The sequence below is a fragment of the Demequina iriomotensis genome (assembly GCF_000971395.1).
Classification (GTDB): Bacteria; Actinomycetota; Actinomycetes; order Actinomycetales; family Demequinaceae; genus Demequina; species Demequina iriomotensis.
The window spans coordinates 234,392-257,646 of record NZ_BBME01000010.1 but is presented as its reverse complement, the minus strand read 5'-3'; the positions used below and the strand labels follow the sequence as shown (position 1 = coordinate 257,646).

At 72.0% G+C, this 23,255-nt stretch carries 24 protein-coding genes; 14 read left to right on the top strand and 10 right to left on the bottom strand.

All coding sequences use genetic code 11. The features are described 5' to 3' along the window. Positions 1-15 precede the first annotated feature (15 nt). Positions 16-492, bottom strand: a complete 477-nt coding sequence (locus AOM09_RS04725; RefSeq protein ID WP_062385039.1) for a CoA-binding protein — start codon at positions 490-492, stop codon at positions 16-18. A 331-nt stretch (positions 493-823) separates the two neighbouring features. On the opposite strand from AOM09_RS04725, the gene AOM09_RS04720 reads away from it, so the two are divergent. Both AOM09_RS04720 and glpK read left to right on the top strand, forming a co-directional pair. Next, a complete protein-coding gene (locus AOM09_RS04720) occupies positions 824-1,057 on the top strand; it encodes a hypothetical protein (RefSeq protein ID WP_062385037.1) in 234 nt (77 codons plus the stop codon). A 62-nt stretch (positions 1,058-1,119) separates the two neighbouring features. Then, positions 1,120-2,637, top strand: a complete 1,518-nt coding sequence (glpK, locus tag AOM09_RS04715; RefSeq protein ID WP_062385035.1) for a glycerol kinase GlpK — start codon at positions 1,120-1,122, stop codon at positions 2,635-2,637. 4 nt (positions 2,638-2,641) lie between these two features. Here glpK and AOM09_RS04710 read toward each other — a convergent pair whose 3' ends face one another. Next, a complete protein-coding gene (locus AOM09_RS04710; protein ID WP_062385033.1) occupies positions 2,642-3,223 on the bottom strand; it encodes an LbetaH domain-containing protein in 582 nt (193 codons plus the stop codon). Positions 3,224-3,419: 196 nt separating this feature from the next. Between AOM09_RS04710 and AOM09_RS04705 the strand changes: the two genes are divergently transcribed. From AOM09_RS04705 to AOM09_RS04690, 4 genes are read left to right on the top strand one after another with little or no spacing between them, the layout of a single operon-like run. After that, entirely contained in the window at positions 3,420-3,830 is a 411-nt protein-coding gene (locus AOM09_RS04705) for a hypothetical protein (protein ID WP_156162236.1), read from the top strand. 33 nt (positions 3,831-3,863) lie between these two features. After that, positions 3,864-4,325: a heme-degrading domain-containing protein gene (locus tag AOM09_RS04700; protein ID WP_062385028.1), complete on the top strand. Its 462-nt coding sequence runs from the start codon at positions 3,864-3,866 to the stop codon at positions 4,323-4,325. Beyond that, positions 4,325-4,834, top strand: coding sequence for an aminoacyl-tRNA deacylase (locus tag AOM09_RS04695; RefSeq protein WP_062385027.1), 510 nt, complete (start codon positions 4,325-4,327; stop codon positions 4,832-4,834). The genes AOM09_RS04700 and AOM09_RS04695 overlap by 1 nt, the downstream gene beginning before the upstream one ends. A gap of 20 nt (positions 4,835-4,854) precedes the next feature. Next, on the top strand, positions 4,855-5,625 hold the full coding sequence (locus AOM09_RS04690; protein ID WP_062385025.1) for a DUF6226 family protein: 771 nt from the start codon (positions 4,855-4,857) through the stop codon (positions 5,623-5,625). 24 nt (positions 5,626-5,649) lie between these two features. Here AOM09_RS04690 and AOM09_RS04685 read toward each other — a convergent pair whose 3' ends face one another. Further along, positions 5,650-6,243, bottom strand: a complete 594-nt coding sequence (locus AOM09_RS04685) for a dienelactone hydrolase family protein (protein ID WP_062385023.1) — start codon at positions 6,241-6,243, stop codon at positions 5,650-5,652. 119 nt (positions 6,244-6,362) lie between these two features. Here AOM09_RS04685 and AOM09_RS04680 point away from each other — a divergent pair, with 119 nt between their 5' ends. Then, positions 6,363-8,063 carry a cation:proton antiporter gene (locus AOM09_RS04680; protein WP_228375061.1) on the top strand — a complete coding sequence of 567 codons (1,701 nt, stop codon included), beginning with the start codon at positions 6,363-6,365 and terminating at the stop codon, positions 8,061-8,063. A 3-nt stretch (positions 8,064-8,066) separates the two neighbouring features. Here AOM09_RS04680 and AOM09_RS04675 read toward each other — a convergent pair whose 3' ends face one another. From AOM09_RS04675 to AOM09_RS04660, 4 genes are all read right to left on the bottom strand, one after another. After that, a complete protein-coding gene (locus AOM09_RS04675) occupies positions 8,067-8,831 on the bottom strand; it encodes an anti-sigma factor (RefSeq protein WP_062385021.1) in 765 nt (254 codons plus the stop codon). Continuing rightward, a complete protein-coding gene (locus tag AOM09_RS04670; protein ID WP_062385274.1) occupies positions 8,828-9,469 on the bottom strand; it encodes a sigma-70 family RNA polymerase sigma factor in 642 nt (213 codons plus the stop codon). Before AOM09_RS04670 ends, AOM09_RS04675 begins: the two co-directional genes overlap by 4 nt. Positions 9,470-9,501: 32 nt before the next feature. Beyond that, complete coding sequence (locus AOM09_RS04665) at positions 9,502-9,774, bottom strand: hypothetical protein (RefSeq protein ID WP_156162235.1); 273 nt, start codon at positions 9,772-9,774, stop codon at positions 9,502-9,504. Between the two features lie 92 nt (positions 9,775-9,866). Then, positions 9,867-11,573 carry a cytochrome c biogenesis protein DipZ gene (locus AOM09_RS04660; protein ID WP_062385018.1) on the bottom strand — a complete coding sequence of 569 codons (1,707 nt, stop codon included), beginning with the start codon at positions 11,571-11,573 and terminating at the stop codon, positions 9,867-9,869. A gap of 72 nt (positions 11,574-11,645) precedes the next feature. Here AOM09_RS04660 and AOM09_RS04655 point away from each other — a divergent pair, with 72 nt between their 5' ends. The 6 genes from AOM09_RS04655 to AOM09_RS04630 all read left to right on the top strand — a co-directional run bounded on the left by AOM09_RS04655 (position 11,646) and on the right by AOM09_RS04630 (position 16,345). Then, the gene (locus tag AOM09_RS04655; RefSeq protein WP_062385014.1) at positions 11,646-12,476 is read left to right on the top strand and encodes a patatin-like phospholipase family protein; all 831 of its coding nucleotides are present in this window, start codon (positions 11,646-11,648) and stop codon (positions 12,474-12,476) included. Then, positions 12,473-13,612, top strand: coding sequence for a 1-acyl-sn-glycerol-3-phosphate acyltransferase (locus AOM09_RS04650; protein WP_228375060.1), 1,140 nt, complete (start codon positions 12,473-12,475; stop codon positions 13,610-13,612). Before AOM09_RS04655 ends, AOM09_RS04650 begins: the two co-directional genes overlap by 4 nt. Positions 13,613-13,648: 36 nt before the next feature. Next, on the top strand, positions 13,649-14,098 hold the full coding sequence (locus AOM09_RS04645; protein ID WP_062385010.1) for a methyltransferase family protein: 450 nt from the start codon (positions 13,649-13,651) through the stop codon (positions 14,096-14,098). A gap of 281 nt (positions 14,099-14,379) precedes the next feature. Then, the gene (locus tag AOM09_RS04640; RefSeq protein WP_156162234.1) at positions 14,380-15,012 is read left to right on the top strand and encodes a DUF6318 family protein; all 633 of its coding nucleotides are present in this window, start codon (positions 14,380-14,382) and stop codon (positions 15,010-15,012) included. 251 nt (positions 15,013-15,263) lie between these two features. Further along, the gene (locus AOM09_RS04635) at positions 15,264-15,875 is read left to right on the top strand and encodes a zinc transporter (protein ID WP_156162233.1); all 612 of its coding nucleotides are present in this window, start codon (positions 15,264-15,266) and stop codon (positions 15,873-15,875) included. A 101-nt stretch (positions 15,876-15,976) separates the two neighbouring features. Beyond that, entirely contained in the window at positions 15,977-16,345 is a 369-nt protein-coding gene (locus AOM09_RS04630) for a DUF952 domain-containing protein (RefSeq protein ID WP_062385006.1), read from the top strand. Between the two features lie 5 nt (positions 16,346-16,350). Here AOM09_RS04630 and AOM09_RS04625 read toward each other — a convergent pair whose 3' ends face one another. The 3 genes from AOM09_RS04625 to AOM09_RS04615 all read right to left on the bottom strand — a co-directional run bounded on the left by AOM09_RS04625 (position 16,351) and on the right by AOM09_RS04615 (position 19,709). Further along, positions 16,351-17,541 carry a PQQ-dependent sugar dehydrogenase gene (locus tag AOM09_RS04625; RefSeq protein WP_062385005.1) on the bottom strand — a complete coding sequence of 397 codons (1,191 nt, stop codon included), beginning with the start codon at positions 17,539-17,541 and terminating at the stop codon, positions 16,351-16,353. A 96-nt stretch (positions 17,542-17,637) separates the two neighbouring features. Beyond that, positions 17,638-19,275: a DUF885 domain-containing protein gene (locus AOM09_RS04620; RefSeq protein ID WP_062385004.1), complete on the bottom strand. Its 1,638-nt coding sequence runs from the start codon at positions 19,273-19,275 to the stop codon at positions 17,638-17,640. Between the two features lie 35 nt (positions 19,276-19,310). Beyond that, positions 19,311-19,709: a VOC family protein gene (locus tag AOM09_RS04615; protein ID WP_062385003.1), complete on the bottom strand. Its 399-nt coding sequence runs from the start codon at positions 19,707-19,709 to the stop codon at positions 19,311-19,313. 345 nt (positions 19,710-20,054) lie between these two features. On the opposite strand from AOM09_RS04615, the gene ileS reads away from it, so the two are divergent. Beyond that, the gene (gene ileS / locus AOM09_RS04610) at positions 20,055-23,246 is read left to right on the top strand and encodes an isoleucine--tRNA ligase (protein ID WP_062385001.1); all 3,192 of its coding nucleotides are present in this window, start codon (positions 20,055-20,057) and stop codon (positions 23,244-23,246) included. Positions 23,247-23,255: the final 9 nt, after the last annotated feature.

Genomic DNA, 23,255 nt, shown 5'->3' with positions numbered 1-23,255 from the left:
CCCACGCGACCGGGGTCACACCGCGCGCGGCACGTTCCCCGACAGCTTGAGCATCGCGCACATGACCTTGTGGCCGCCGTCGGCCGTGGGCCCGAACATGCACGGGCAGCCGCCGTCGATCACGCGGATGCCGTGCTCGCGTCCCCAGGCCGCCGCCGCATCGTCCACGCTGCCGCCGCCGGGCCCGCGGTGCATCCACACGTCCCCGATGCCGAGCGCGGCCGCCTCCTTCATGGTGGCGAGCGCCCGATCGGGCCGCGTCCCGATGACGACGGCCTCGACGCCGCCCGGCACGGCGGAGAGCGAGGGGTAGCACGGGTCGCCCTCGACGGACTCGGCGTGCGGGTTGATGGCGATCGCCTCGTAGCCGCGATCGCGAAGCCGCTGATAGACGGCGTTGGATCCATGAGATCCGGGGGTCCGCGACACTCCGGTCACGGCGATGCGCTTATGAGCGAGGAAGGCCTCCGCGGCCTCCTTGATGGCAGGCATGGTGTGCTCCTTCAGAGCGGGTGCGGGGACTCTTCTTCATGGTCTCCCCGCGCCGCGACCGCGGCAAGGGGACGAGGCGCGGGCTACGGCAGGAGCGTCGCGAGCGCGGCCGCGCCGACGGCCACGAGCGCACCCCACGCCCACACCAGGATGGCGTAGGACGGCACGTCGTCACGGGTCGGCTGGGTCATGACCGCATCGTCGCGCGGAGGCGGCGCGCGTGCCAGACCCCATTTGTGGGGGTTCGTGCGCGCGCACCCCCAGAAGAGGGGGCTTGGCGTTCCTCGGGTCCCGCGACAGGCTGACGGAGGCGGCTCGGACGAGCGCCGTGATGATCCAGGGGGATGTTGTGAAGGGCATGAAGGAGACCACGAGGTCCGCGATCGACGCGACCCTCGCGGCCGTGGTGGCGCTGGCCGTGGTCGCGTACGTCGTGTGGATGTTCCGCGACGGCTCGGGCTGGAGCGCCTCCGTGATCCAGTTCCTGCTGGGCCTCGCCGTCATCGTTCCCCTGTGGGGCTACGGCGTGTACCGCGCGTACCGTCCGACGCGACGTTCCTGGTAGCGCCCGGCGGCGATTCGCGGCCGCGCCCGGCGCGCCCGTGCGCGAGTGGCTAGCGTGAGGTCATGACGCGCTACGTCCTCGCCATCGACCAGGGCACCACCTCGACCCGCGCGATCGTCTTCGATCATGACGCGGGGCTGGTCGCGAGTGCGCAGCGCGAGCATCGGCAGCTGCTGCCGCGCGCCGGCTGGGTCGAGCACGATCCGTTGGAGATCTGGGCGCACACCCGGCTCGTGGTCGCGGAGGCCTTCGCCTCGGCGAACATCACGCGCCTCGACCTCGCGGCCGTGGGCATCGCGAACCAGCGTGAGACGACCATCGTGTGGGATCGGCGGACGGGCCAGCCCGTCCACCCCGCGATCGTGTGGCAGGACACCCGTACCCAGCCGGAGATCGACGCGCTCGCCGACGAGGGCGGGGTCGACCGCTTCCGCGACATCACGGGGCTGCCGCTCGCGACGTACTTCAGCGCGAGCAAGATCGCATGGATCCTCGACCACGTCCCGAGCGCCCGTGCCGCCGCGGAGGCCGGCGACCTCGCGTTCGGCACGCCGGACACGTGGCTCGTGTGGAACCTCACGGGCGGGGTCGAGGGCGGCCTCCACGTCACCGACGTCACCAACGCCTCGCGGACGCTGCTCATGGACATCCGCACCCTCGAGTGGAGCGACGAGGTGCTCGCGGCCTTCCGCATCCCGCGCGCGCTCCTGCCCGAGATCCGCACCAGCTCCGAGGTCTACGGGACCGCGCCCATGAACTCGCTGCTGCGGGACGTGCCCATCGCCGGGATCCTGGGCGACCAGCAGGCGGCGATGTTCGGCCAGGCGGCCTTCTACGAGGGCGAGACCAAGGGGACCTTCGGCTCGGGCGCCTTCCTGCTGGTCAACACCGGCGCGGAGGTGGTCCACAGCGAGCACGGGCTGCTCACCACGGTGGCGTTCAAGCTCGGCGACGGGCCGCCCACCTACGCGCTCGAGGGCTCGATCGCGGTCACGGGCGCCCTGGTCCAGTGGATGCGCGACAACCTCGGGATCCTCGACGCGTCGGGCGACATCGAGGCGCTCGCCGCGTCCGTCCCCGACAACGGCGGCGTCTACATCGTCCCCGCGTTCTCGGGGCTGTTCGCGCCGCTGTGGCGGCCCGACGCGCGCGGCACGATCGTGGGGCTCACGCAGTACGTCACCAAGGCGCACCTCGCGCGGGCCGTGCTCGAGGCGACGGCCTTCCAGACCCGCGACGTGGTCGAGGCCGGCGAGGCCGACGCCGGGGTCGCGCTGCGTGCGCTCAACGTCGACGGCGGGATGGCGGTGGACGCGCTGCTGCTGCAGATGCTCGCCGACGTCCTGGGCTGCGACGTGGTGCGCCCGCGCGTGACCGAGGCGACCGCGCTGGGCGCGGCCTACGCGGCGGGCCTCGCGGTCGGCTTCTGGCGGGACCTCGAGGAGCTGCGCGACCACTGGCACGAGGACGGTCGCTGGGGACCGCTCATGCCGCGCATCGAGGCGGAGCGGCTGTACCGCAACTGGGGGAAGGCCGTCGCGCGCTCGCTCGACTGGGTGGACCAGGACACGCCCGAGTAGCGGGTCACGCCTCGGGGAATCGCTCCCCGACGTCCTGCGCCGGGTTGCCGGCGACGATGCGCCCCGCGGGCACGTCCTTCATCACGACGGTCGCGGGGGAGACCAGGCACGAGCGGCCCAGCGTCACGCCCCCGGTGACGATGCAGCGCGACGTCACCCACGCGCCCGGCTCGATCACCACGGGACGGGTGAGGAGCGCCATGTCGCGCCGGTGGGCGTGGCTGCCCGTGGTGACCATCGTCTCCTGCGACAGCACCGCATCGTGCCCGAGCGTCACCTGGTCCTGGTTGTGGATCCACACGCCCTCGCCGATCCAGCAGTGATCGCCCACCTCGAGCTTCCACGGCAGCTTGACGCGCGTGCGCTGGCGGATGATCACGCCCTCGCCGATGCGCGCGCCGAACGCCCGCAGCGCGGCGACCCGGAGGCGGGACGAGGGCTGCAGCGCGTTGGTGACCACTAGCCACTCCACGGCCATCCACGCGGCGACCACCAGGGGCGACCTGCCCCACGCGGCGCGCTCCCCGGGGGCCTCGCTCAACGGGATCACCGGCGGCTGCTCCCGCACGTCCTTGTCCACGGTCATCGGCCCCCTCCGCGTCGCGTCACTCCGATCATGCCGTGCCGCGCGAGCGTGGGGAAGGGGAGGATCCCGCGGGGGCGGGCGGGACGACCCAACGTTTCCGAAGTTGGCTACGTCTTTACCTGAGATTGGAATAACCGTAACCGCGCTCCGGTTGCGGGAAGGGCGCCCAGCCAGTGAACTGGGAGAGGGGTAAATCGTGACAGTTCCACACATTTCCGTCACCGGGTGGGGCACCCGCCGGGTCCGCGGCTTCCTGCCCGAGGCGCGCGCCTGGAGCGCGCTCCGGTGGCCCGTGCGCACCCGCACGGCGGTGGCCACGGGGAACGGGGTCGCGTGGGTCGACATGCTGGTCCAGGCGGTCGTGGGCGTCGCGATCGTGTACGCGCTGTGGTGGGTGCTGACGGCGGGGGCGTTCGGCAACGCGGTGCGCGGCTTCGCCGACTGGTACGTCGGCAGCGTCACGCCGGCGTTCGCGATGGGCACGGCGGGGGTGCTCGGCTCCTCCGAGTTCGGCGAGGGCTACTTCGCGCCCGCGCCCGAACCGCCCGTCGCGCTCACCTACAACGCTCCCGAGGCGCTCGAGTTCCAGGCCACGATGAGCCGCTGAGCTAGCGTGGGGTCACCGCGAGGAAGGATCCCCATGTTCACCGGACTGACACCCGAGCTGTGCGCCCAGGCCTGGGACCTGGTGAGGCCCGCGATCGAGCGCGCCGCCGAGCAGGGCGTCATCCGCGGCGCGGCCGGCGACCTCGTGGTGATGGATCCCGCGCGGCCGGGCACGCTGCTGTGGTCGGGCAGCATCGGCGAGACCGAGGACAAGACCTACGGGTACGCCGTCGCGAAGGCCAAGGTCGCCGAACGGACCGGGTACGACACGTCGCGCGTGCGGATGGACGTCCCGCACCTCTACACCGCGGGCGACATCGTGTACCCGGGCGGCGTGGTCCGCCACGGCATGGTCGTGGCGTTCTCGGGCGTCGAGGGCGAGGCGGACGAGATGATCGCGGAGTGGTTCGTCGCCGCGGTCCGCGGCATCGCGCGGCTCGCCTTCGTCTCGCCTCACGGCCCGGACGCCACCGGCACCCGCTACCTGGGCGAGTGATGGACGCCCCCGACACGCCCGCGACCCGGGCGCTCGCGGACACCGGCATCGACGTCGAGATCACCGTGCACGGACCGGTGCGCTCGCTCGAGGAGGCCGCCGCCGCGCGCGGGCTCGACCCGCGCCAGATCCTCAAGACCCTCGTGGTGCGGCGCGCCGAGGGGGAGTACCTCTTCGTGCTCGTGCCCGGCGACCGCGAGATCAGCTGGCCCAAGCTACGCGCGCTGCTGGGGGTCAACCGCATCTCCATGCCCGACAAGGACGGTGCGCGCGACGTCACCGGCTACGAGCGCGGCACCATCACCCCGTTCGGCGCGCACCCCGATCCCGCGACCGGCCGGCCGTGGCCCGTCATCGCGGACGCCCTCATCGTCTCCCGCGAGGGGCCCGTGTCGATCGGCGCCGGCGCGCACGGCGTCGCGGCGACCGTCGACACGCAGCAGCTGGTCGAGGTGCTCGACGCGCGAATCGCCGACGTCACCGAGCCGCTCGCGCCCCGCGGCGCCTGAGCCCTTGTAAGGTGGCGCACGTGTACGACAGGCCCGCGCTGCCGCAGCTCGTCTTCACGGACGTGGACGGCCACCCGATCCCGTACGGCTCCCGCTGGGGGGACGACGGGCCGCCCGAGCGTACCTACTCGCGGACCCGCCACCCCGAGCGTTTCGCCCCGCTCATCGACGTGGCCGAGGCGCTCATCGCCCATCTCGAGGCGACCTACGACGTCGACGTGCGGCGCACCGAGGGCCTGCCCGGCGACGCCCCCGAGGCCCTGCGCCGGTTCGAGCACGGCGACCTCCGCATCGTCCGCGCGACCACCCTGCTGCCGCGGCACGATGCGTCGGCGCCGCTCGTGATCGCCGAGACCAGCTTCCCCAGCGTCGTGGTCGCCATGGGCGCCGCGGGCCTCGAGCGCGCCCCCGACTGCGGCTGCGACGCGTGCGACGAGTCGCTCGAGGCCAGCGCCGAGGAGCTCGAGCGGCTGGTCTTCTCCGTGGTCGACGGTTACTACCAGGAGCGGTACTCCTGGACCGACGGCATCGAGATCACCATCGGGGGAGCGGACGGCGCGAGCTACAACCGCCAGCCGCGCCACGCCGCCGGCAAGGAGCGCATCGAGGCCCTCAAGCAGAGCCAGCGCGAGCGTCACGGCGAGCGATGGCTGCCGTGGCCGCCGCGTCGGGACGATGCGGACGCCGCGTCCTGGGACGAGCCGCCGCGCCGCATGCGCACGCGCGCCGAGCACGAGGCGGTCATCGAGGACGCGCTCGAGCGCATCAAGCGGCGGCTGCGGACGGCCTGACCTGCCGCGCGGCGCCCGCCGGTCTCACGCCATCTGGCGCGAGCGCTGGTGCTCGTCGAGCTCCGCGAGCCAGGCCGTGGCGCGCTCCTCGAAGCGGTCCGCCGCGTCGGCGTCGTAGTCGGGCAGCGACGAGTCCATGAACAGGTGGCTCTTGCCCGCGTAGCGGAAGATGCGCGCGTGGGGTGCGTGATAGAGCAGGGCGTCGATCTCGTCCGGCTCGACCCACTCGTCCGGGTCGGCGACGTGAATCTGCAGCGCGACCTCGTGGCGCCACACGCCCCCGAGCGCGGCAGGCGGGAGAGCCCCGCCGACCAGCAGGCACGCGCGGAAGCGGCGGCGGTCCTGCGCGAGGAGCTGGGCCTGCATCGCGCCGAGGGAGTAGCCGATCACCACGTCGGCCTCGCGGTGGCGGCGCGCGGCGCTGTGCGCGGCCTCCTGCAGCGCATCGTGCCCGATGCGCTGGGCGTACGCGACGCCCTCGTCGATGTTGTCGAACGTGGCGCCCGCGTAGCAGTCCGGGCAGTGGACGGTGTGGCCGTTCGCGCGGAGGCGGTCGGCGAAGGACTGGAGCCCCTCGGTGAGCCCCTTCGCATGGTGGAACAGAAGAATCTCGGCCATGACTCATCCTCTCGCTGCGAGCCTGTCGGCGCGACCGCTGGCCGCGTCGCTCGCGCGGCACGGCCCCGGGGTGGTTGGCTGAGGGCATCCGATGCTGGCCCGTTCCAGGGAGGTCGCCCGTGCTGTTGGACGAGGTGCTGCTCATCGCGGTGGTCGCGGTCATCGCGATCGTCGCGATCCACTCGATCGCGCCGCGCGTGGGTGTCGCGGCGCCCCTGCTGCTCGTGTCGCTCGGCGTGGTGGTGAGCCTCATCCCCGGCATGCCGGAGATCGAGGTCGAGTCCGAGTTCATCCTGCTGGGCATCATCCCGCCGCTGCTGTACTCCGCGGCGGTCAACCTGCCCTCGACCGAGTTCCGCCGGGACTTCCGCGCGATCTCGAGCCTGTCGGTGGTGCTCGTGCTGCTCAGCGCCGTGCTCATGGGGCTGTTCTTCATGGCGCTCATCCCTGGCATCGGGCTCGCGCTCGGCATCGCGCTGGGCGCGGTGGTGAGCCCCACCGACGCGGTCGCGGTGCAGATCATCCGCAAGATGGGGGTGAGCCCGCGCATCGTCACGGTGCTCGAGGCCGAGTCGATGTTCAACGACGCGACGGCGCTGGTGACGATGCGCACCGCGGTGGCCGCGGTCGGCGCCACCATGACGCTGGGCGAGGCCGCCTGGGACTTCGGCTCCGCGGTGGTGATCGCGGTCGCGGTGGGGCTCGTGACCGGCGAGCTCAACGTGCGCCTCCGGCGCTGGGTCCCGGGCGCCGCGAACAGCACCGCGATCAGCTTCGTCGCGCCCTTCGCCGCCGCCGTGCCCGCGGAGCTCCTCGGGGCCTCGGGCCTGGTCGCCGCCGTGGTCGCGGGCCTGGTGACCGGCTACCGCGCCCCGCTGTACCTGCGGCCGGCCGACCGCATCTCGGAGCGCGCCAACTGGCGCACCGCGGAGCTGCTGCTCGAGGGCGTGGTGTTCCTGCTCCTCGGCCTCGAGGTGGTGACCCTGGTCACCGACGTCGAGGAGACGCACGGCTCGGTGTGGAAGGCCGTGGGGCTCGGCGTGGCGGCGCTCGTGCTCGCGCTGCTCATCCGCATCGCGTACATCGCGCCCGTGGTCATGGCGGCGTCGCGGCGGGCGCGGCGCGTGCGCGCGCGTCACGAGCGTGTCGAGGGGCTCGCCGAGCGCGCCGAGGCGCATCCCGATCCCGCGCATCGCGAGGCGGCGGCGCGGCGCGTCGAGCAGCACTCGGCGTACGCCGACTACCTCGAGAACCGGCCGCTCGGCTGGCGCGAGGGCGGCGTTCTGGTGTGGGCGGGCATGCGCGGGGCCATCACGGTCGCGGCGGCGCAGTCGCTGCCCTCGGACACGCCGATGCGCTCGACCCTGGTGCTCATCGCGTTCGTGGTCGCCGTCGGCTCCCTGATGTCACAAGGTGCGACGCTGCCGTGGCTCACGCGCCGGCTGGGCGTCGCCGGGGAGTCGGTGCACGACGAGCGCGAGCGCGCCGAGCTGCGCGACCTGCTCGCGGGGACCGCCGACGCCGTGCTCGCGGACTCGCAGCTGCGGGACCCGGAGGGGCGCGAGTACGAGCCCGCCGTGGTCGAGGCGGTCCAGCGCGCGATGGCCCACGCGCGCGCCGAGGACCAGGAGACCGTCCACCACGGCATCCGCTTCTACGACCTGCGCCTCGCGATCATCGAGGCCCAGCGCACCCGGCTGCTCGAGGCGCGGTCCGTGGGGACGTTCGGCTCCGAGGCCCTGGGCGACGCGCTGCGGATCCTCGACGCCGAGCAGATCTCCCTGCAATTGCGCGCCGACCACCCCGACGGCGACGACTGACCCCTACAGCTCGACGACGGCGACCATGTCGGTGGTCGGCTGCTCCGAGCCGCCCATGGGCTCCTCGGTCACCACGAAGGCCGTGGCGCCCTCCATGTCCATCTCCATCATGGTCATGAAGCTGCCGTCGGGCTCCGGCGCGAACGTCGGCCCGGCGTGCTTGGAGCCGTCCGCCATCACCACCCACAGCTGGTACTCCATGCCCGCCTCGGGCTCGGGGCAGTCCTCGCCCATCGCGACCACGGAGGACATCTTGTCGCTCATCACCAGGTGAGCCGCGCCGAGGCCCAGGTCCATCGAGTGCGCATCGGGCGCGCTCGTCACCATCATCACGTCCTTCTCGAGCGCGAGCTCCTCCTGGCGCTGCTGCACCAGCGACGATCCCACCAGGCCTCCGACCGCGAGCACCGCGACGCTCGCCGCCGCGAGCGTGAGCCGCGGCCACAGTCGGCGACGGGACGATGCGGCGGTCGCCGACGCGGCCGATGCCCCCTCGGCGGGCATGGGTCCTGCGGCGTCGCGGTCGTCCCGGGTGGGGGGGGCGGCCTGCGGGGTGCGGGCGATGTCGGCCATCACGCGTGCCTTGAGGGTGGCCGGAGGCGCGCTCGCCTCGGCCTCGGCGAGGACCGCCGTGGCCTCCTGCAGGCCGGCGAGCTCGACGGCGCAGTCCTCGCACGCGCCCAGGTGCGACTCGAACTCGTCGCGCTCGGCGGGCGTCACCGCGTCCACCGCGTACGCGCCGATGAGGGCGTGCACGTTCTCGCTCATCGCGCCACCTCCCAGCCGTCCCGCAGACGGATCATCGCATCCCGGATCCTCGCCTTCGCCGTGCCGAGCGGGATGCCGAGAGACTCGGCCAGCTGCCGGTTCGTGTAGCCCTTGTAGTAGGTGAGCTCGAGCGCCTCGCGCTGGAGCGGGGTGAGGGCGGCGAGGCCGCGCCGCACGCGCGCCGCCCGCCACTGGGCGTCCATCGTGTCCACCACCTGCTCGGGGTGCTCGACCTCGCCGGAGTGCCGCGCGCCGTGCGTGAGCAGGCGATCGGCGTGGGACTGCTCGGAGCGCACCCGGTCCACGGCACGGCGGTGGGCGATGGTCATCACCCATGCGCGCGCCGAGCCCTGATCGGGGCGGTAGCGCGCGGCGACGCGCCACACCTCGACCAGCGCCTCCTGAGCGACGTCCTCCGCCAGGTGGGGATCGCGGACGATGCGGTGGGCGAGCCCGTGGACCGTTCCGGCGAGCGCGTCGTAGAGCTCCTCGAACGCGGCCGCGTCGCCGCGACCGGATCGCACGAGGAGGTCCGCGAGACGCGCGGCGTCCTGGCCCGGCCGGCTCGCGGGCGCGCCGACGGCGTCGGAGCCGCCGGGCACCGCCCGAAGCCCCCGCTCACGCCGCTGCGCGCTCATGCCGTCCCCCCGCATCGTCCCTCACCGGGCGATCAGCCCTCGTCCTCCATCATCTCGTCGTCCTCCGACATCATGGCGTCGGGCGACTCGGACATCATCGAGTCGTCCTCCTCCATCATCTCGTCGTCGGATTCCATGGTGGAGTCGTCCTCCATCATCGTGTCCTCGGACTCCATGGTCTCGGGCTCCATCGTCTCCTCCATCATCGTGTCGTCCGACGAGGTCGAGGCGGGCTCGGTGTCCCCGCACGCGGCGAGCGTGGAGCCGGCGAGCAGGATGAGGGCCGGGACGGCCAGGGTGCGCATTCGGTACATGGTTCCTCCCTGAGACGGGCCGCCCCGGGTGGGGGCCCGATGTCGACTGTTCGGCGCGGGCGTGCGCGTGGATGGGTGACGGCTCACCCGAAGGTGAACGCGTAGGCCTCGACGCCGGCGGTGAACTCGAGGATCATCACGTCCTGCGCGGGGTCGCCCTCCCACAGGTCGTAGAGGTCCGCGGTGCCGTCGACCTCGACGGTGCGCTCGTAGGAGTCGTCGCCGAGCAGCGTCACGCGCACCTCGCCGTGGCCCGCCATCACCAGGTGGGCGTCGGCGGCGTAGAAGTTGAGCATGAGCATCGCGCCCTCGCCGGCCAGCGCGTACTCGTCGGTGACCGTCCACTCGCCCACGTAGGCGAAGTGACCCGGCTCGGGGAACGCGTCGTGGCCGAAGTACACGGGCTTGTCCTCGACCACCTGGCCGCGGTTGTCCGCGTACTGCAGGCGCGCGTACCCGAGGTACGTCTCCTGCGTGCGTCCCGCGGTGTGCCCACCGGTGTCCATGTCGACCACCTGCTGCGGGGCGGTGTCGAGCAGCTCCTGGATGAGCTCCTCGGTCTCGGCGTAGGCGCCCTCGCCGTAGTGGACCTGGCGGACGATGCCCTCCTGATCGATCAGGTAGTGCGCGGGCCAGAAGCGCTGGTCCCACTCGCGCCACGTCCGGTACTCGTTGTCGATCGCGACGGGGTAGTCGATGCCGTACCTGTCGGTCGCGTCGGCGACGTTGTCCACCACCTTCTCGAAGGCGAACTCGGGCGTGTGCACGCCGATGATGGTGAGGCCCTCGTCGCGATAGCGCTCGTCCCACGCGGTGAGGTAGGGGAAGGTGCGCTGGCAGTTGATGCAGCTGTAGGTCCAGAAGTCGAGCAGGACCACCTGGCCCTCGAGCGACTCGAGGTCGAGCGCCTGGCCGTCGTCGGTGTTGAGCCACGCGTCGATGCCGGGCAGGTCCCGCGCGGGGCCGCAGTTGTGGAGCGTGGCGGGCTCGTCGGCGCATTCGTCGAACGTGAACTGCTCGTCGTCGGACGCGGAGCCGGCCTGCGCATCGTCCTCACGCCCCGCGAGGGTGTCGAGCTCGCCGCGGACGGCGTCGTTGTCCTCGATGCTGCTCTGCGCGCTCGCGAGCCAGCCGGGCACCGCGCGCTGGAGGGGCTCGGCGACGTTGGTGGCGATGACCAGGGCCGTCGCGATCAGCACGGCGCCGGAGATGCTGCGGATGAGCTGGAGGCGCTCGCGGACCGCCTTGATGCGCGAGAACATCGCCTGGCCCGCCAGGCCGAATCCCAGCAGCGGGATCGCGATGCCGACGCTGAACGCGAGGGTGAGGGCGACGAGGCCCCAGCTCACGCCGTTGGTGGCCGCGAGCACCGTGATGGAGGCGAGGATCGGGCCCGCGCAGGGCACGAACACGAGGCCGAGCGCGAGGCCCATGACGAAGCCGTTGCCCTCGCGGTCCATCCGGAGCGGGCGCACGCGCTCGAACGGGCGCTGGAGCAGCTCGCCCACCTGGGGGATAAGGAGGCCCAGCCCCACGATCGCGAGCACCACGATGCCCACCCACCGCAGCAGATCGTCCGGCAAGCCCAGGCTCGACAGCAGGATGCCGCCCAGCAGCGTGAAGAACGCGAAGCTGAGGACCAGGCCCGCGACCACCACCAGCGGCCGGCGGCGGCTGTGCGCGCCGTCCTGCGCTGCGCTGGTGAGGATCGCTGGCAGCACGGGCAGCACGCATGGGCTGATGGCGGTGATGATGCCGGAGATCAGTCCGACGACGATGAGCGTGATCATGACCCGCGTTCGGAGCGGCGGGGCCGGGGGATGGGCGGGCGCGGTGTCATGCCTGCAACCTAGGCTGACATCATGACCGTCGCATTCGTGCTGGGTGGAGGTGGCGTGCGCGGCGCCACCGAGGTGGGGATGCTGCGTGCGCTGCTCGAGGCGGGCATCGTGCCCGAGCTGGTGGTGGGGACGTCGATCGGCGCGATCAACGGAGCGGCCGTCGCGCAGGACCCGACGCTGCACGTGGTTGACCAGCTCGAGCGTGCGTGGGCGTCGCCTACCGCGAACGCCGTCTACGGGGAGTCCGTCGCGCGTCAGCTGCGCCGGCTCGCGAAGTCGCGCACGCACCTCAACGATCCGGACGCATTGCGGGGGCTGATCGCGGACATGATCGGCGCCGAGACGCGCTTCGAGGACCTCGCGGTGCCGCTGGCCGTGTGCGCGGCGAGCATCGAGCGCGCCTCGGAGCACTGGTTCGACGCGGGGCCGGTGGTCGACGCGGTGCTGGCGAGCGCGTCGGTGCCGGCGGCGCTGCCTCCGATGCGCATCGGCGACGAGCACTTCATCGACGGCGGCATGGTGAACTCGATCCCCGTCGGGGAGGCGGTCGCGCGCGGCGCGACCACGGTCTACGTGCTCCAGGTGGGCCGGATCGAGGAGCCGCTGCACCCGCCGCGCAAGCCGTCGGATGTGGCGCGCGTGTCGTTCGAGATCGCGCGCAGGCATCGCTTCCAGCGCGAGCGCGCGGACGTGCCCGCGCATGTCGAGCTGCATGTGCTGCCGTACGGCGGCAAGCAGCCCGGAGACGAGCGGCTGGGGGCGTACCGGCGGCTCGACCGCACGCACGCCCGCATCGAGGCGGCGCGGGTCGCCACCGCGGAGTACCTCGCGGGGCTGGCGGGGCGTTCGTGAGCGGCGGCGCCGAGTCCGCGGCGGCGGGGGAGCGGCGGTCGCCCCGCCGCGTGCGCTGGTGGCGGCTGCCGCCGCGCTGGGTGCGGCGCGTGGTCATCGCGCCCGCGTTCGTGCTGCTCGCGTTCGTGTGGCTGCCCATCGCGGTCTGGTACGTCGTGGTGATCGCGGCCGTCGTGAGCCTCGCGCTGCCCGGGCGCATGCGTCTCACGCGCATCGTCTGGCTCGCCGGCTTCTACCTGCTGTGGGATGCCGCGTGCGTCATCGCGCTCGCGGGGCTGTGGGTGTGGCATGGCTTCGGCACGGGGATCAGATCCGAGCGCTCGCAGCGACGGCACCTCGCCCTCGCCCGGGGGATGCTGCGGTTCCTGTTCTCCCAGGTGAGGTGGACGCTGCGCCTCGAGATCGACCTCGAGGACGCGGACCTCGACGCCATCGCTCCCGGTCGCCCGCTCATCGTGGTGTGCCGGCATGCGGGGCCCGGGGATTCGTTCATCATCGTCGACGCGCTGCTCAACCGCTTCGGGCGGGCGCCCGCGATCGTGCTCAAGGACACGCTGCAGTGGGATCCGGCGATCGACATCCTGCTGCACCGGATCCCGTCGCAGTTCCTCACGCCGCGTCGGCATCGTGCGGTCGGGGCGCCCGGCGGCACCGAGGCGATCGCGGCGCTCGCGGGGGAGCTGGGCGAGACCGGCGCGCTGCTGATCTTCCCCGAGGGCGCCAACGCGACGCCGGGGCGCCGCGCCCGGCGGATCGAGGCGCTGCGCGCGGCTGGGCACGACGAGCTCGCGGCGCGCGCCGAGCGGATGCCCCACGTCATGCCGCCGCACCCCGGGGGCGTGCTGGCGGCGATGGACGCGCGGCCCGACGCGGCCGTGGTGGTCGTCGCCCACACGGGGCTCGAGCGGCTCTCGACCGTCGCGGACGTGTGGCGCGAGCTGCCGGTCGACAAGCGCATCGTCCTCAAGGGCTGGACCGCCGATCCCGGCACGGTCCCCGCGGGCCGCGAGGCGCGCGAGGCGTGGCTGTTCGAGTGGTGGGAGACCGTGGACGGCTGGATCGAGGAGCACCAGCCGGAGGTGTCGGAGACAGCGGAGGCGCACGAGCCTCACGCCGAGCCCGGGAGCGCCAGGTAACCTGACGCGATGTCGTCGCCGCGGAAGGATTCGGTCATGGGCCTGGTGCTCGTCGGGGTGCAGGGGCTCGTGTTCCTCGCCGTCGGCCTGAGCGCATTCCTGGCGGAGCCGTGGATCGAGGGCTCCCTGTGGGCCGGCTCGACGCTGATCCTGTTGGGGCTGCTCGGGATGTTCTGGGCGGGCAAGGATCTGGGGCGCGCGCTCACCCCGATGCCCATGCCCAACGGTGAGGGACTCGCCGCGGGCGGGATCTACGGCTATGTGAGGCATCCGATGTACTCCGGGATCATCGCGATCGCGCTCGGCCTCGCGGTCGGGTCGGGGCGGCTGTGGGCGTTCGTGTCGGCGCTGGTGCTCATCGCGTTCTTCGAGCTCAAGACCCGGGTCGAGGAGCGGTACCTGGTGTCCGCCTACGCGGGCTATGCGGCCTACGCGGCGCGGACCGGGAAGTTCGTGCCCGGGCTGGGCAAGCGCGCGGAGCGGTAGGGGTCCGGGGCCGCGGCGCTGTGTGCGCGGGTCCCCGCATCGCGGCGCTGCAACCGTGCGGGATCCTGTCGCTCTCGAGCCCTCCGACTCGTCAACCGTGGGGATTCGTGTCGCTTGGGGGGTGTGGGTGGCGGCGCGCGACACGATTCGCCCAGGTTCGCTGATCTTCGCGGCTCGAAACGACACGATTAGCCCAGATTCTGCGCTCGCGACGTTGTTGGTGTCCCCAGATCGCGAATCTGGTCTTCTGCCAGGGCGATTTGACCGATACCTTCGGTTTCATGCGATTCGGACTCGAGGGGCGTGTGGCGCGCGTCGCGTGCGTCGGCGCGGGTGCGGCCGTGCTGCTCGCTGGATGCACGGGTGAGGTGACGCCCATCGTGACCGAGTCGCCGACGGTCGCCGGCACGGTGGTCGCGGAGCCGAGCCCGACCCCGTCGCCGTCCGTGTCGCCGTCGGACGCGCCGCTCACCAACGAGGAGCTCTGGGAGCTGATGCCCGACGGCGCCGATCGTCCTGACCTGGTGGGCGCGATGGTGACGGCGAGGTTCTTCCTCGAGCAGTACGCACCGATGTTCCACACGGGTGATACGCGGGTCTGGGAGGCGTTGTCGGGGGAGGGGTGTCAGTACTGCGCTGGTGCGCTCACGAATGTTTCGGCTATCGCAGACCAGGGGCTTGAGGCAGTTGGAGGCGAAGTCGACGTGGACTCGGCGAGCGTAAGAGCCGAGATGCTCGAAGACACTCTCGCCGCGTACTCGGCGTCGGCCAAGGTAGCCGAGGCGCGGCTTCGCGATGGTGAGGGCGGTGGGCGCACTGTTGAGGAAAGTGGCGCAGCGACCTTCGAGTTGAGGCTTGCATTCATTGCAGAGCGCTGGGTGATTGCCGGAGTGCGGGTCGAGGATGTGCAATGAGTTGGGTGCAGGTGCACACGGTCAGCCTCTTCGTCGCATTGATGGGAACCGTCGCAGGTCCATCGCAGCCGTCGCCGACGCCATCACCCGATGCCACGTGGGGCGCGAAAACCAACCAAGAGAGCGACGACTTTCGCAACGACGCTCACTGCAACTCGCCTGGCGGCGGTGGTGGGTCGGGAGCCACCCCCTCCTCGAACGGCCCGCCCGTCGAGTACCTTCGCGCGCCCGGCTGCACCCCCGACTCGCCCATGGCGGAGGACGAGGCCTGCAGCCCCAACGCCGGCGGGACCTTCGCCTGCCCGGCGGGCATGACCCCGATCCTTCCGCTGTGGTCGCGCACGCTCGTCGACGGCGCCTGGACCGACTGGGCGCTCGAGACCTGGTACTCCTGCCCCAGCGAGTCCGAGCTCATGGCCCTCATCGAGCATGAATGGACCACGCTGCACCTCGACTCGCCCGTCGTGACGCTGCAGCCCGGCACCGGGCAGGTACTCGCCACGGTCCCGACCATCGCGTATGCGGACGGGGACGTCCGCTCGCACTCGGCGGTGCTGCTCGGCGCCCAGGTCGACATCCGCGCGACCCCCGCGACCTACACCTGGGACTGGGGCGACGGCGAGTCCACGACCACCTCCGATCCCGGCGCGCCCTACCCCCATGAGACGGTGAGCCACGCCTACGGACGTGCCCTCGACGCCGCGACCGTCACCCTCGAGACCGTCTGGACGGGTCAGTACCGCGTCGCCGGGGGAACGTGGCTCGACTTCGACGCCTCGGTCGCCACCGACTCCGCCGGCATCACGCTCGAGGTGCTGCACCCTCGGGTCTACCTGGTCGACGGGCCTCTCACCGCGAGCTGACCGGCGAGGCGACGCGAATCCGCACCATCGCGGCGGAGCGGGCTCCGCAGGCGGCGTCCACAGCGCGTGACACCGCAGGTAGCGCGTGCCACGATGAGGGGATGCTCGAGATCCCGCATCTCTACCATCTCGCCATCGCCGCCGAGTGGGACCCCGCCGCCACCGCGGACTACACGACCTCGACCGTCGGCCGCACCCTCGAGGACGAGGGCTTCATCCACCTCAGCCTCGCGCGTCAGGTCGCCTGGGTCGCGCAGCAGTTCTACGTCGACAGCGACGTGGTGCTCCTGGAGATCGACCCGGCGAAGGTCACCGCCCGCGTGCAGTTCGAGGAGGCACCCGGCACCGACGACGCCTTCCCGCACCTCTACGGGCCGGTCCCGCGCGCCGCGATCGTCGCCGCGAGCCCCGTGCCGCGCGGCGCCGACGGCGCCCACGACTTCACCGGGCTGCTGCCCGACCCGATCTAGGGGCGTCAGCCGGCGGTGATGCGGACGATGCGGTCGTCGCCCTTGGCGGCCTTGCCGCCGTCGGTGTTGCCCGTGAGGACGTAGAGCATCCCGTCGGAGCCCGCGAGCACGCTTCGCACGCTGCCGAGACCGTCGAGCAGCACGTGCGGATCGCCGGTGCCCTCGGCCGAGAGCGGCACCCGCCACACGCGATCGCCCACGATGGCCGAGACGTACACGCCCTCGTGCGTCGCCGCGATGCCGCCGGGCGTGGCGTCCGCCGGATCCCACGTCGCGATCGGCGCGGTGACGCCGTCGACCGTCGCCCCGAGCGCGGTGCCCGCGGGGAGCCCCGCCAGGCCCGACGAGGCCGGCCATCCGTAGTCGCCGCCGGGGACGACGAGGTTGAGCTCATCGGTCTCGACACCTCGCTCGCTCGCGTACATCCGCCCGTCGGCGACCCACGTGAGCCCCTCGACGTCGTGGTGGCCCAGCGACCACACTCGGTTCCCGAAAGGGTTGCCCTTCGCGGCCGAGCCGTCCTTGGCGCCGCCCCGGGCGACCACGCGCAGGATCTTGCCTGCGAGCGACTGGGGGTTCGCCGCGGCATCGGGGTTGCCCGCGTCGCCCGTGCCGATGTAGAGGAATCCGTCCGGGCCGAACGCGAGCCGTCCACCGTTCGCGTCCTTGCCCGACGGGATGCCGTCGAGGATCACGGTCGGCTGGCTCAGGAGGTCGTCGTGGAGCTCCATCCGGAGGACCGCGTTGTCATCGTCGCGCGTGACGTAGGCGTACAGGTAGGTGGTGTCACCCGGCAGCACTGCGATCCCGAGCAGGCCGCCGGCTCCCTCGGTGTTCGCGGCGGCGCGCAGCGCCTCCGCGCCCGGCCCGTTGAGCGACGTCGCGACGCCCGCGCGGATGCGCTTGATCGCCGCGGTGGTGCGCTCGCTCACCAGCAGCGAGCCGTCCGCCATCGTCACCATGGCCCAGGGGGTGGTGAGCCCCGTGGCGACCACCTCCTGCGTCAGCACCGACGCCGTCGCGGGGCCTCCGATCTCGTCCGGCACCTGGTCGGCGGCCGCGGACGCGGTCGGCGCGGTGCCGGAGACGATGCGGGACGCGCTGGGCGTGGCGCCGCCCTCCGCGTGCGAGGAGCAGGCCGTCAGCAGGAGCGGGAGCGCGCACGCGAGCGCGACGATGCGGTGGCGGGGCAACATGACGGACCAAGACTAGGCACCCTTGACCCCGTTGTAAAAGTTGGCAACTTGCGAATCGTGTGCTGCCCCCGGGGGTACGCACGCACGAGGCGCGGATCAGCCCAGCACCAGCCTGCGCAGCGTCGCCAGCGGCACGGCGCCGTACCCGAGCACCGCGGCGTGGAAGTCGCGGATGTCGAAGCCCGGGCGCCGCTGCGCCTCCGCCCGGAGCGCGAGGATCTCCAGCCGGCCGACCATGTAGGACAGCGCCTGCCCGGGCAGGCCGATGTAGCGGTCGACCTCCTGCTCGAGGTGGTAGCGGTCCAGCGGCGAGTGCGCGAGGCAGTACTCGATCGCCTGCTCACGGCTCCAGCCCAGCGCGTGGATCCCGGTGTCGACCACGAGGCGGCACGCGCGCAGCGAGTCGGCCGACAGCATGCCCACGCGGGACATGTCGGACGAGTAGAGCCCCATCTCGTCGGCGAGTCGCTCCGTGTACAGGCCCCAGCCCTCGGCGTAGGCGGTGCTGAACAGCTCGCGCTGCACCGGGTGCAGCGACTCGTCCTCGGCGTGGAGGGCGAGCTGGAGATGATGCCCGGGGATCGCCTCGTGATAGGCGATGGCCTCGAGCTCGTAGGTGGCCCACGCGTGCGGATCGGACGTCTTGAAGTAGAAGGCGCCCTCCTTGCCCGTCGCCGGCACGGGCGCCGAGTAGTACGCCATCGCGCCGAAGTCGGTCGCGTGCCCCGTGCATCGTGACCGGGGCATCGTCGCGAACCAGGCGGGGGAGGCCGCCTCGGCGCGGGCGAGAGCGGCCTCGGCGTCACGCACCACGTCCTCCGCGCGGGTGTAGCGCAGCGACTCGTCGTCACGCAGGCGCGCGTAGATCTCGGCGACGTCGTCCGTGCCGAGCAGCGGACCGGCGGTCTCGCGGTACTCGTCCTCGAGCAGCGCGACCTGCCGCAGCCCCAGCTCATGGACCTCCTCGGCCGTCATGTCGAGCTGCAGATGCGACCACATGCGGTCGCGGTAGACGTCCGCGCCGCCGGGCAGGTGGACGAGCCCGGGCCGCTCGTCCGGGAGGCCGCGCTCGGCGAGCCGCACGAGCCGGTCCGCGAAGCGCGCCACCCCCGGATGCACCTCCTCGGCGACCACGCGGTCGCGCGCGGCGGACCAGGCGGCACGCGTCTGCTCGTCCACCTCGGTGGGCGGCGCCTGCGCGCACAGGCGGTCGTCGCCGGTGCGCGCGGCGGCGAGGTAGCGCTCGGCGGAGAGTGCCGTGTCGCGCAGGTGCCGCGCGAGCGCGACGCGGCCCTCGTCCGCGGCGGCCTCGGCCACGTCGAGCAGCGCGTCGAGGAAGCGCGGCAGGCCGCGCAGCTTGGCGAGGTAGTCCTCGCCGTGCGCGGCGGTCCGCAGCGGGAACGCGTCGATGAACGACAGGACGTTCTCCCATGCGCCCACGGTCGGGTTGAGGTGCGTGAGCTCGGGCTCCCACGCGAGCTGCAGAGCGGTCGAGCGCGCGTGCGCGGCGACCGCGTCGCGCAGCGCGAGCGCCCGGAGGTCCTCGCCCGGGTCGATCGCCTCCGCGGCCTCGGCGTATCCGAGCAGCCGCTCGCGCGCCCGCGCGCGGCCCTCGACGGTCACGTCATCCCACTCGGCCAGGTGCTCGAGCCGTCCGTCCCACATGAGGCCGAGCGGGCTCAGGCCGAGCGTGTAGGCGTAGTACTCGTCCGCGAGCGAGAGGAGATCCGTCATGGCCCCGACGCTACCGGGAGCCTCCCGCGCACGTGTCAGTCGACACCGGGCCCCTCCATCACCGCGATCCAGTTGTCGCCCGGGTCCTTGAACCACGCGATCGACGGCATCATCCCGTCGACGTCTCGCGCGACGCCGTCCTCGCCGGTCCACGGCAGCTGCTCGAACGCGACGCCCTTGCTCCGGAGCTCCGCCGCGGTCGACTCGAAGTCGTCCGTCGCGAAGTTCAGCACCGTGTGGGTCGCGGGCTGGTGATCCTCCTTCTCGTAGACGAGCGTCGATCCGCCACCGGGGTGGTGGATGCGGAGCATGGGCCCCATGCCCTCGTCGTCGCGGTACTCGACCTCGAGCCCGAGCGTGCCTCCGTAGAAGTCGCGCGCCTTCGCGACGGAGTCCGTGGAGAAGCTCCCGAACGCCGTGCTGTCCTTGAACATGACCCCTCCCGCGCGCCTGGGGGGACGCGCGGCGTCCGACGCGCGAGGCGCCGCTCGGTTTCAGTGTGCGCCTGGACGATGCGCGGCGCAGGTCGGCGTCGGAAGCCCGGGTCCCGAGCGGCCTCCGGTACGCTAGGACGCACAGCGTCGACCCGGCCATCACCGGCGAGCTTGCGGAAGAACGGGCCTGGCCCCAGTAGAACCGCACGGGCAGCCCGTCACAGCGACAACGAGCGGCGGCCGCCCCGCAAGGGGAGGTCGCAAGCGGGGTGGTACCGCGCATCGTCCCTCGGGACGCGGCGTCCTCGCATCACAGAAGATCGCCTGGACCACCACGAGGAACGCATGACGCAGCGCTACCCCCTTCACCGCACGTCCGAGCCCGGCTCCCACGCCGAGGTGCCTCCGTCGCCGCACTTCCCGTCCATCGAGACGGACGTGCTCGCGTACTGGGAGGCGGACAGGACGTTCCAGGCGTCGATCGACAACCGTCCCGCGCGCACCGAGGACGGCAACAACGAGTTCGTCTTCTATGACGGCCCGCCGTTCGCGAACGGCCTCCCGCACTACGGGCACCTCCTCACGGGATACGCCAAGGACGTGGTGCCGCGCTTCGAGACGATGCGCGGCAAGCGCGTCGAGCGCCGCTTCGGCTGGGACACGCACGGCCTTCCGGCGGAGCTCGAGGCGGAGCGCATCCTCGGCATCACCGACAAGTCGCAGATCGAGGAGATGGGCATCGCGGCGTTCAACGACGCGTGCCAGCAGTCGGTGCTGAAGTACACGAAGGAGTGGGAGCAGTACGTCACCCGCCAGGCGCGCTGGGTCGACTTCGAGAACGACTACAAGACGCTCGACGTCACCTTCATGGAGTCCGTCATCTGGGCCTTCAAGGAGCTCTACGACAAGGGCCTCGCGTACGAGGGCTACCGCGTGCTGCCGTACTGCTGGCGCGACGAGACCCCGCTGTCCAACCACGAGCTGCGCATGGACGACGACGTCTACGCGATGCGCCAGGACCCTGCGCTCACGGTGCTGATGCCGCTGATCGACGCCCCGGGCGAGCTCGCCGACGCTGCCGTCATCATCTGGACCACCACGCCCTGGACCCTGCCGAGCAACCTTGCGGTCGCGGTCGGGCCGGAGATCGAGTACTCCGTGGTCCGCCCCGTCGAGGGCGCCTTCGCGGGCCGGAGGCTGGTCCTCGCCTCGGCGCGCGTGGGTGCGTACGCCCGCGAGCTGGGGGAGGGCGTCGAGACCCTTGCGACGGTGTCCGGCTCCGAGCTCGCGGGGCTGCGCTACGTCGCCCCGTTCGCCACGTACGGGGACCGCGACAACGTCCACCAGGTCCTCGCCGCGGACTACGTGTCCACCGAGGACGGCACCGGCATCGTCCACCTGGCCCCGGCCTTCGGTGAGGACGACATGCTCGTGTGCCAGGAGGCCGGCATCGAGCCGGTCATGCCCATCGACTCCAAGGGCCGCTTCACGTCCGAGTTCCCGCAGTACGAGGGCCTGCAGGTCTTCGACGCGAACCCGAAGGTGATCGCGGAGCTCAAGGAGGCGGGCATCGTGCTCCGCCACGAGACCTACGACCACAGCTACCCGCACTGCTGGCGCTGCCGCAACCCGCTGATCTACCGCGCGGTGGGCTCGTGGTTCATCCGCGTGACCGAGTTCCGCGACCGCATGGTCGAGCTCAACGAGGACATCACGTGGGTGCCCGAGCACATCAAGCACGGGCAGTTCGGCAAGTGGCTCGAGGGTGCGCGCGACTGGTCGATCTCCCGCAACCGGTACTTCGGCACGCCCATCCCGGTGTGGGTCTCGGACGACCCTGCCTTCCCGAGGACGGACGTGTACGGCTCGCTCGAGGAGCTCGAGCGCGACTTCGGCCGCCTCCCGCTGGACGACAAGGGCGAGCCCAACCTGCATCGTCCCTTCATCGACGACCTGACCCGGCCGAACCCCGACGACCCGTCGGGCAAGGCGACGATGCGCCGCATCAGCGACGTGTTCGACGTGTGGTTCGACTCGGGCTCGATGCCGTTCGCCCAGGTGCACTACCCGTTCGACAACCGTGACTGGTTCGACGGGCACAACCCCGCGGACTTCATCGTCGAGTACATCGGCCAGACGCGCGGCTGGTTCTACGTCATGCACGTGCTCGCGACGGCGCTGTTCGACCGCCCGGCGTTCAAGACGTGCGTCAGCCACGGCATCGTCCTCGGCTCCGACGGGCGCAAGATGTCGAAGTCGCTGCGCAACTACCCGGACGTCAACGAGGTGTTCCACCGCGACGGCTCGGACGCGATGCGCTGGTTCCTCATGTCCTCGCCGATCCTGCGCGGCGGCAACCTCGTGGTCACCGAGGAGGGCATCCGCGAGGGCGTCCGCCAGGTGCTGCTGCCGCTGTGGTCGACGTACTACTTCTTCACGCTGTACGCGGGTGCCGCCGCCGGCGGGGCCGGCGTGCTCGGCGTCGAGGTGGACGATGCGCGGGTCGCGTCGCTGCCGGTGATGGACCGGTACGTGCTGGCCAAGACCGCGGAGCTGGTCCGCGACGTCACGGCGCAGATGGAGGCGTTCGACGTCCCGGGCGCCTCGGACTCGCTGCGCCAGTTCATGGACCTGCTCACCAACTGGTACGTGCGCACTCAGCGCGACCGCTTCTGGGAGGAGGACCAGGATGCGTTCGACACCCTGTACACGGTGCTGGTGACGCTGGCCAGGCTGGCAGCCCCGCTGCTCCCGCTCGCGACCGAGGAGATCTACCGCGGGCTCACGGGGGAGCGGTCCGTGCACCTCACCGACTACCCGGTCGCGCCCGCTGCCTGGGACGATGCGTCGCTCGGCGGGGTCATGGACCAGGTCCGCGAGGTCGTGTCCTCCGCCCACGCGCTGCGCAAGAAGGAGCAGATCCGAGTCCGCCAGCCGCTCACCTCGCTCGAGGTCGCGGTCGAGGACCCGGCGGCGCTCGAGGCCTACGCCGGCCTCATCGCGTCCGAGCTCAACGTCAAGGGCGTGTCCCTGGTGACAGTCGCGGCGTTCACCGCGGCGAACCCGGTCGAGCGCCGCCTCACCGTCAACGCCCGCGCGGCCGGACCGCGCATCGGCAAGGACGTGCAGGCCGCGATCAAGGGCTCCAAGACGGGGCACTGGAGCGAGGACGACGGCGTGGTGACGTCCGGCGGCATCGCGCTGGTCGAGGGCGAGTACGAGCTCGAGACGGTGATCGGCTCGGAGGACGTGGCCGCCGCGGTGCTCGCGCAGGGCGGATTCGTCCTGATCGATACGGAGATCACCTCCGAGCTCGAGGCCGAGGGCTTCGCGCGCGACCTCATCCGCTCCATCCAGGACGAGCGCAAGTCCGCGGGCCTCAACGTGTCCGACCGCATCGTGCTCTCGCTCACCGTCCCGGCGGAGCGGCTGGACGCCGTCGCGACCCACCGGGAGCTCATCGCGGGCGAGGTGCTCGCGGTCGAGGTGCGCGTGGCTGAGGGTGCGGACGTGGCCGTGGAGGTCGCGAAGGCCTGAACCGGCCCC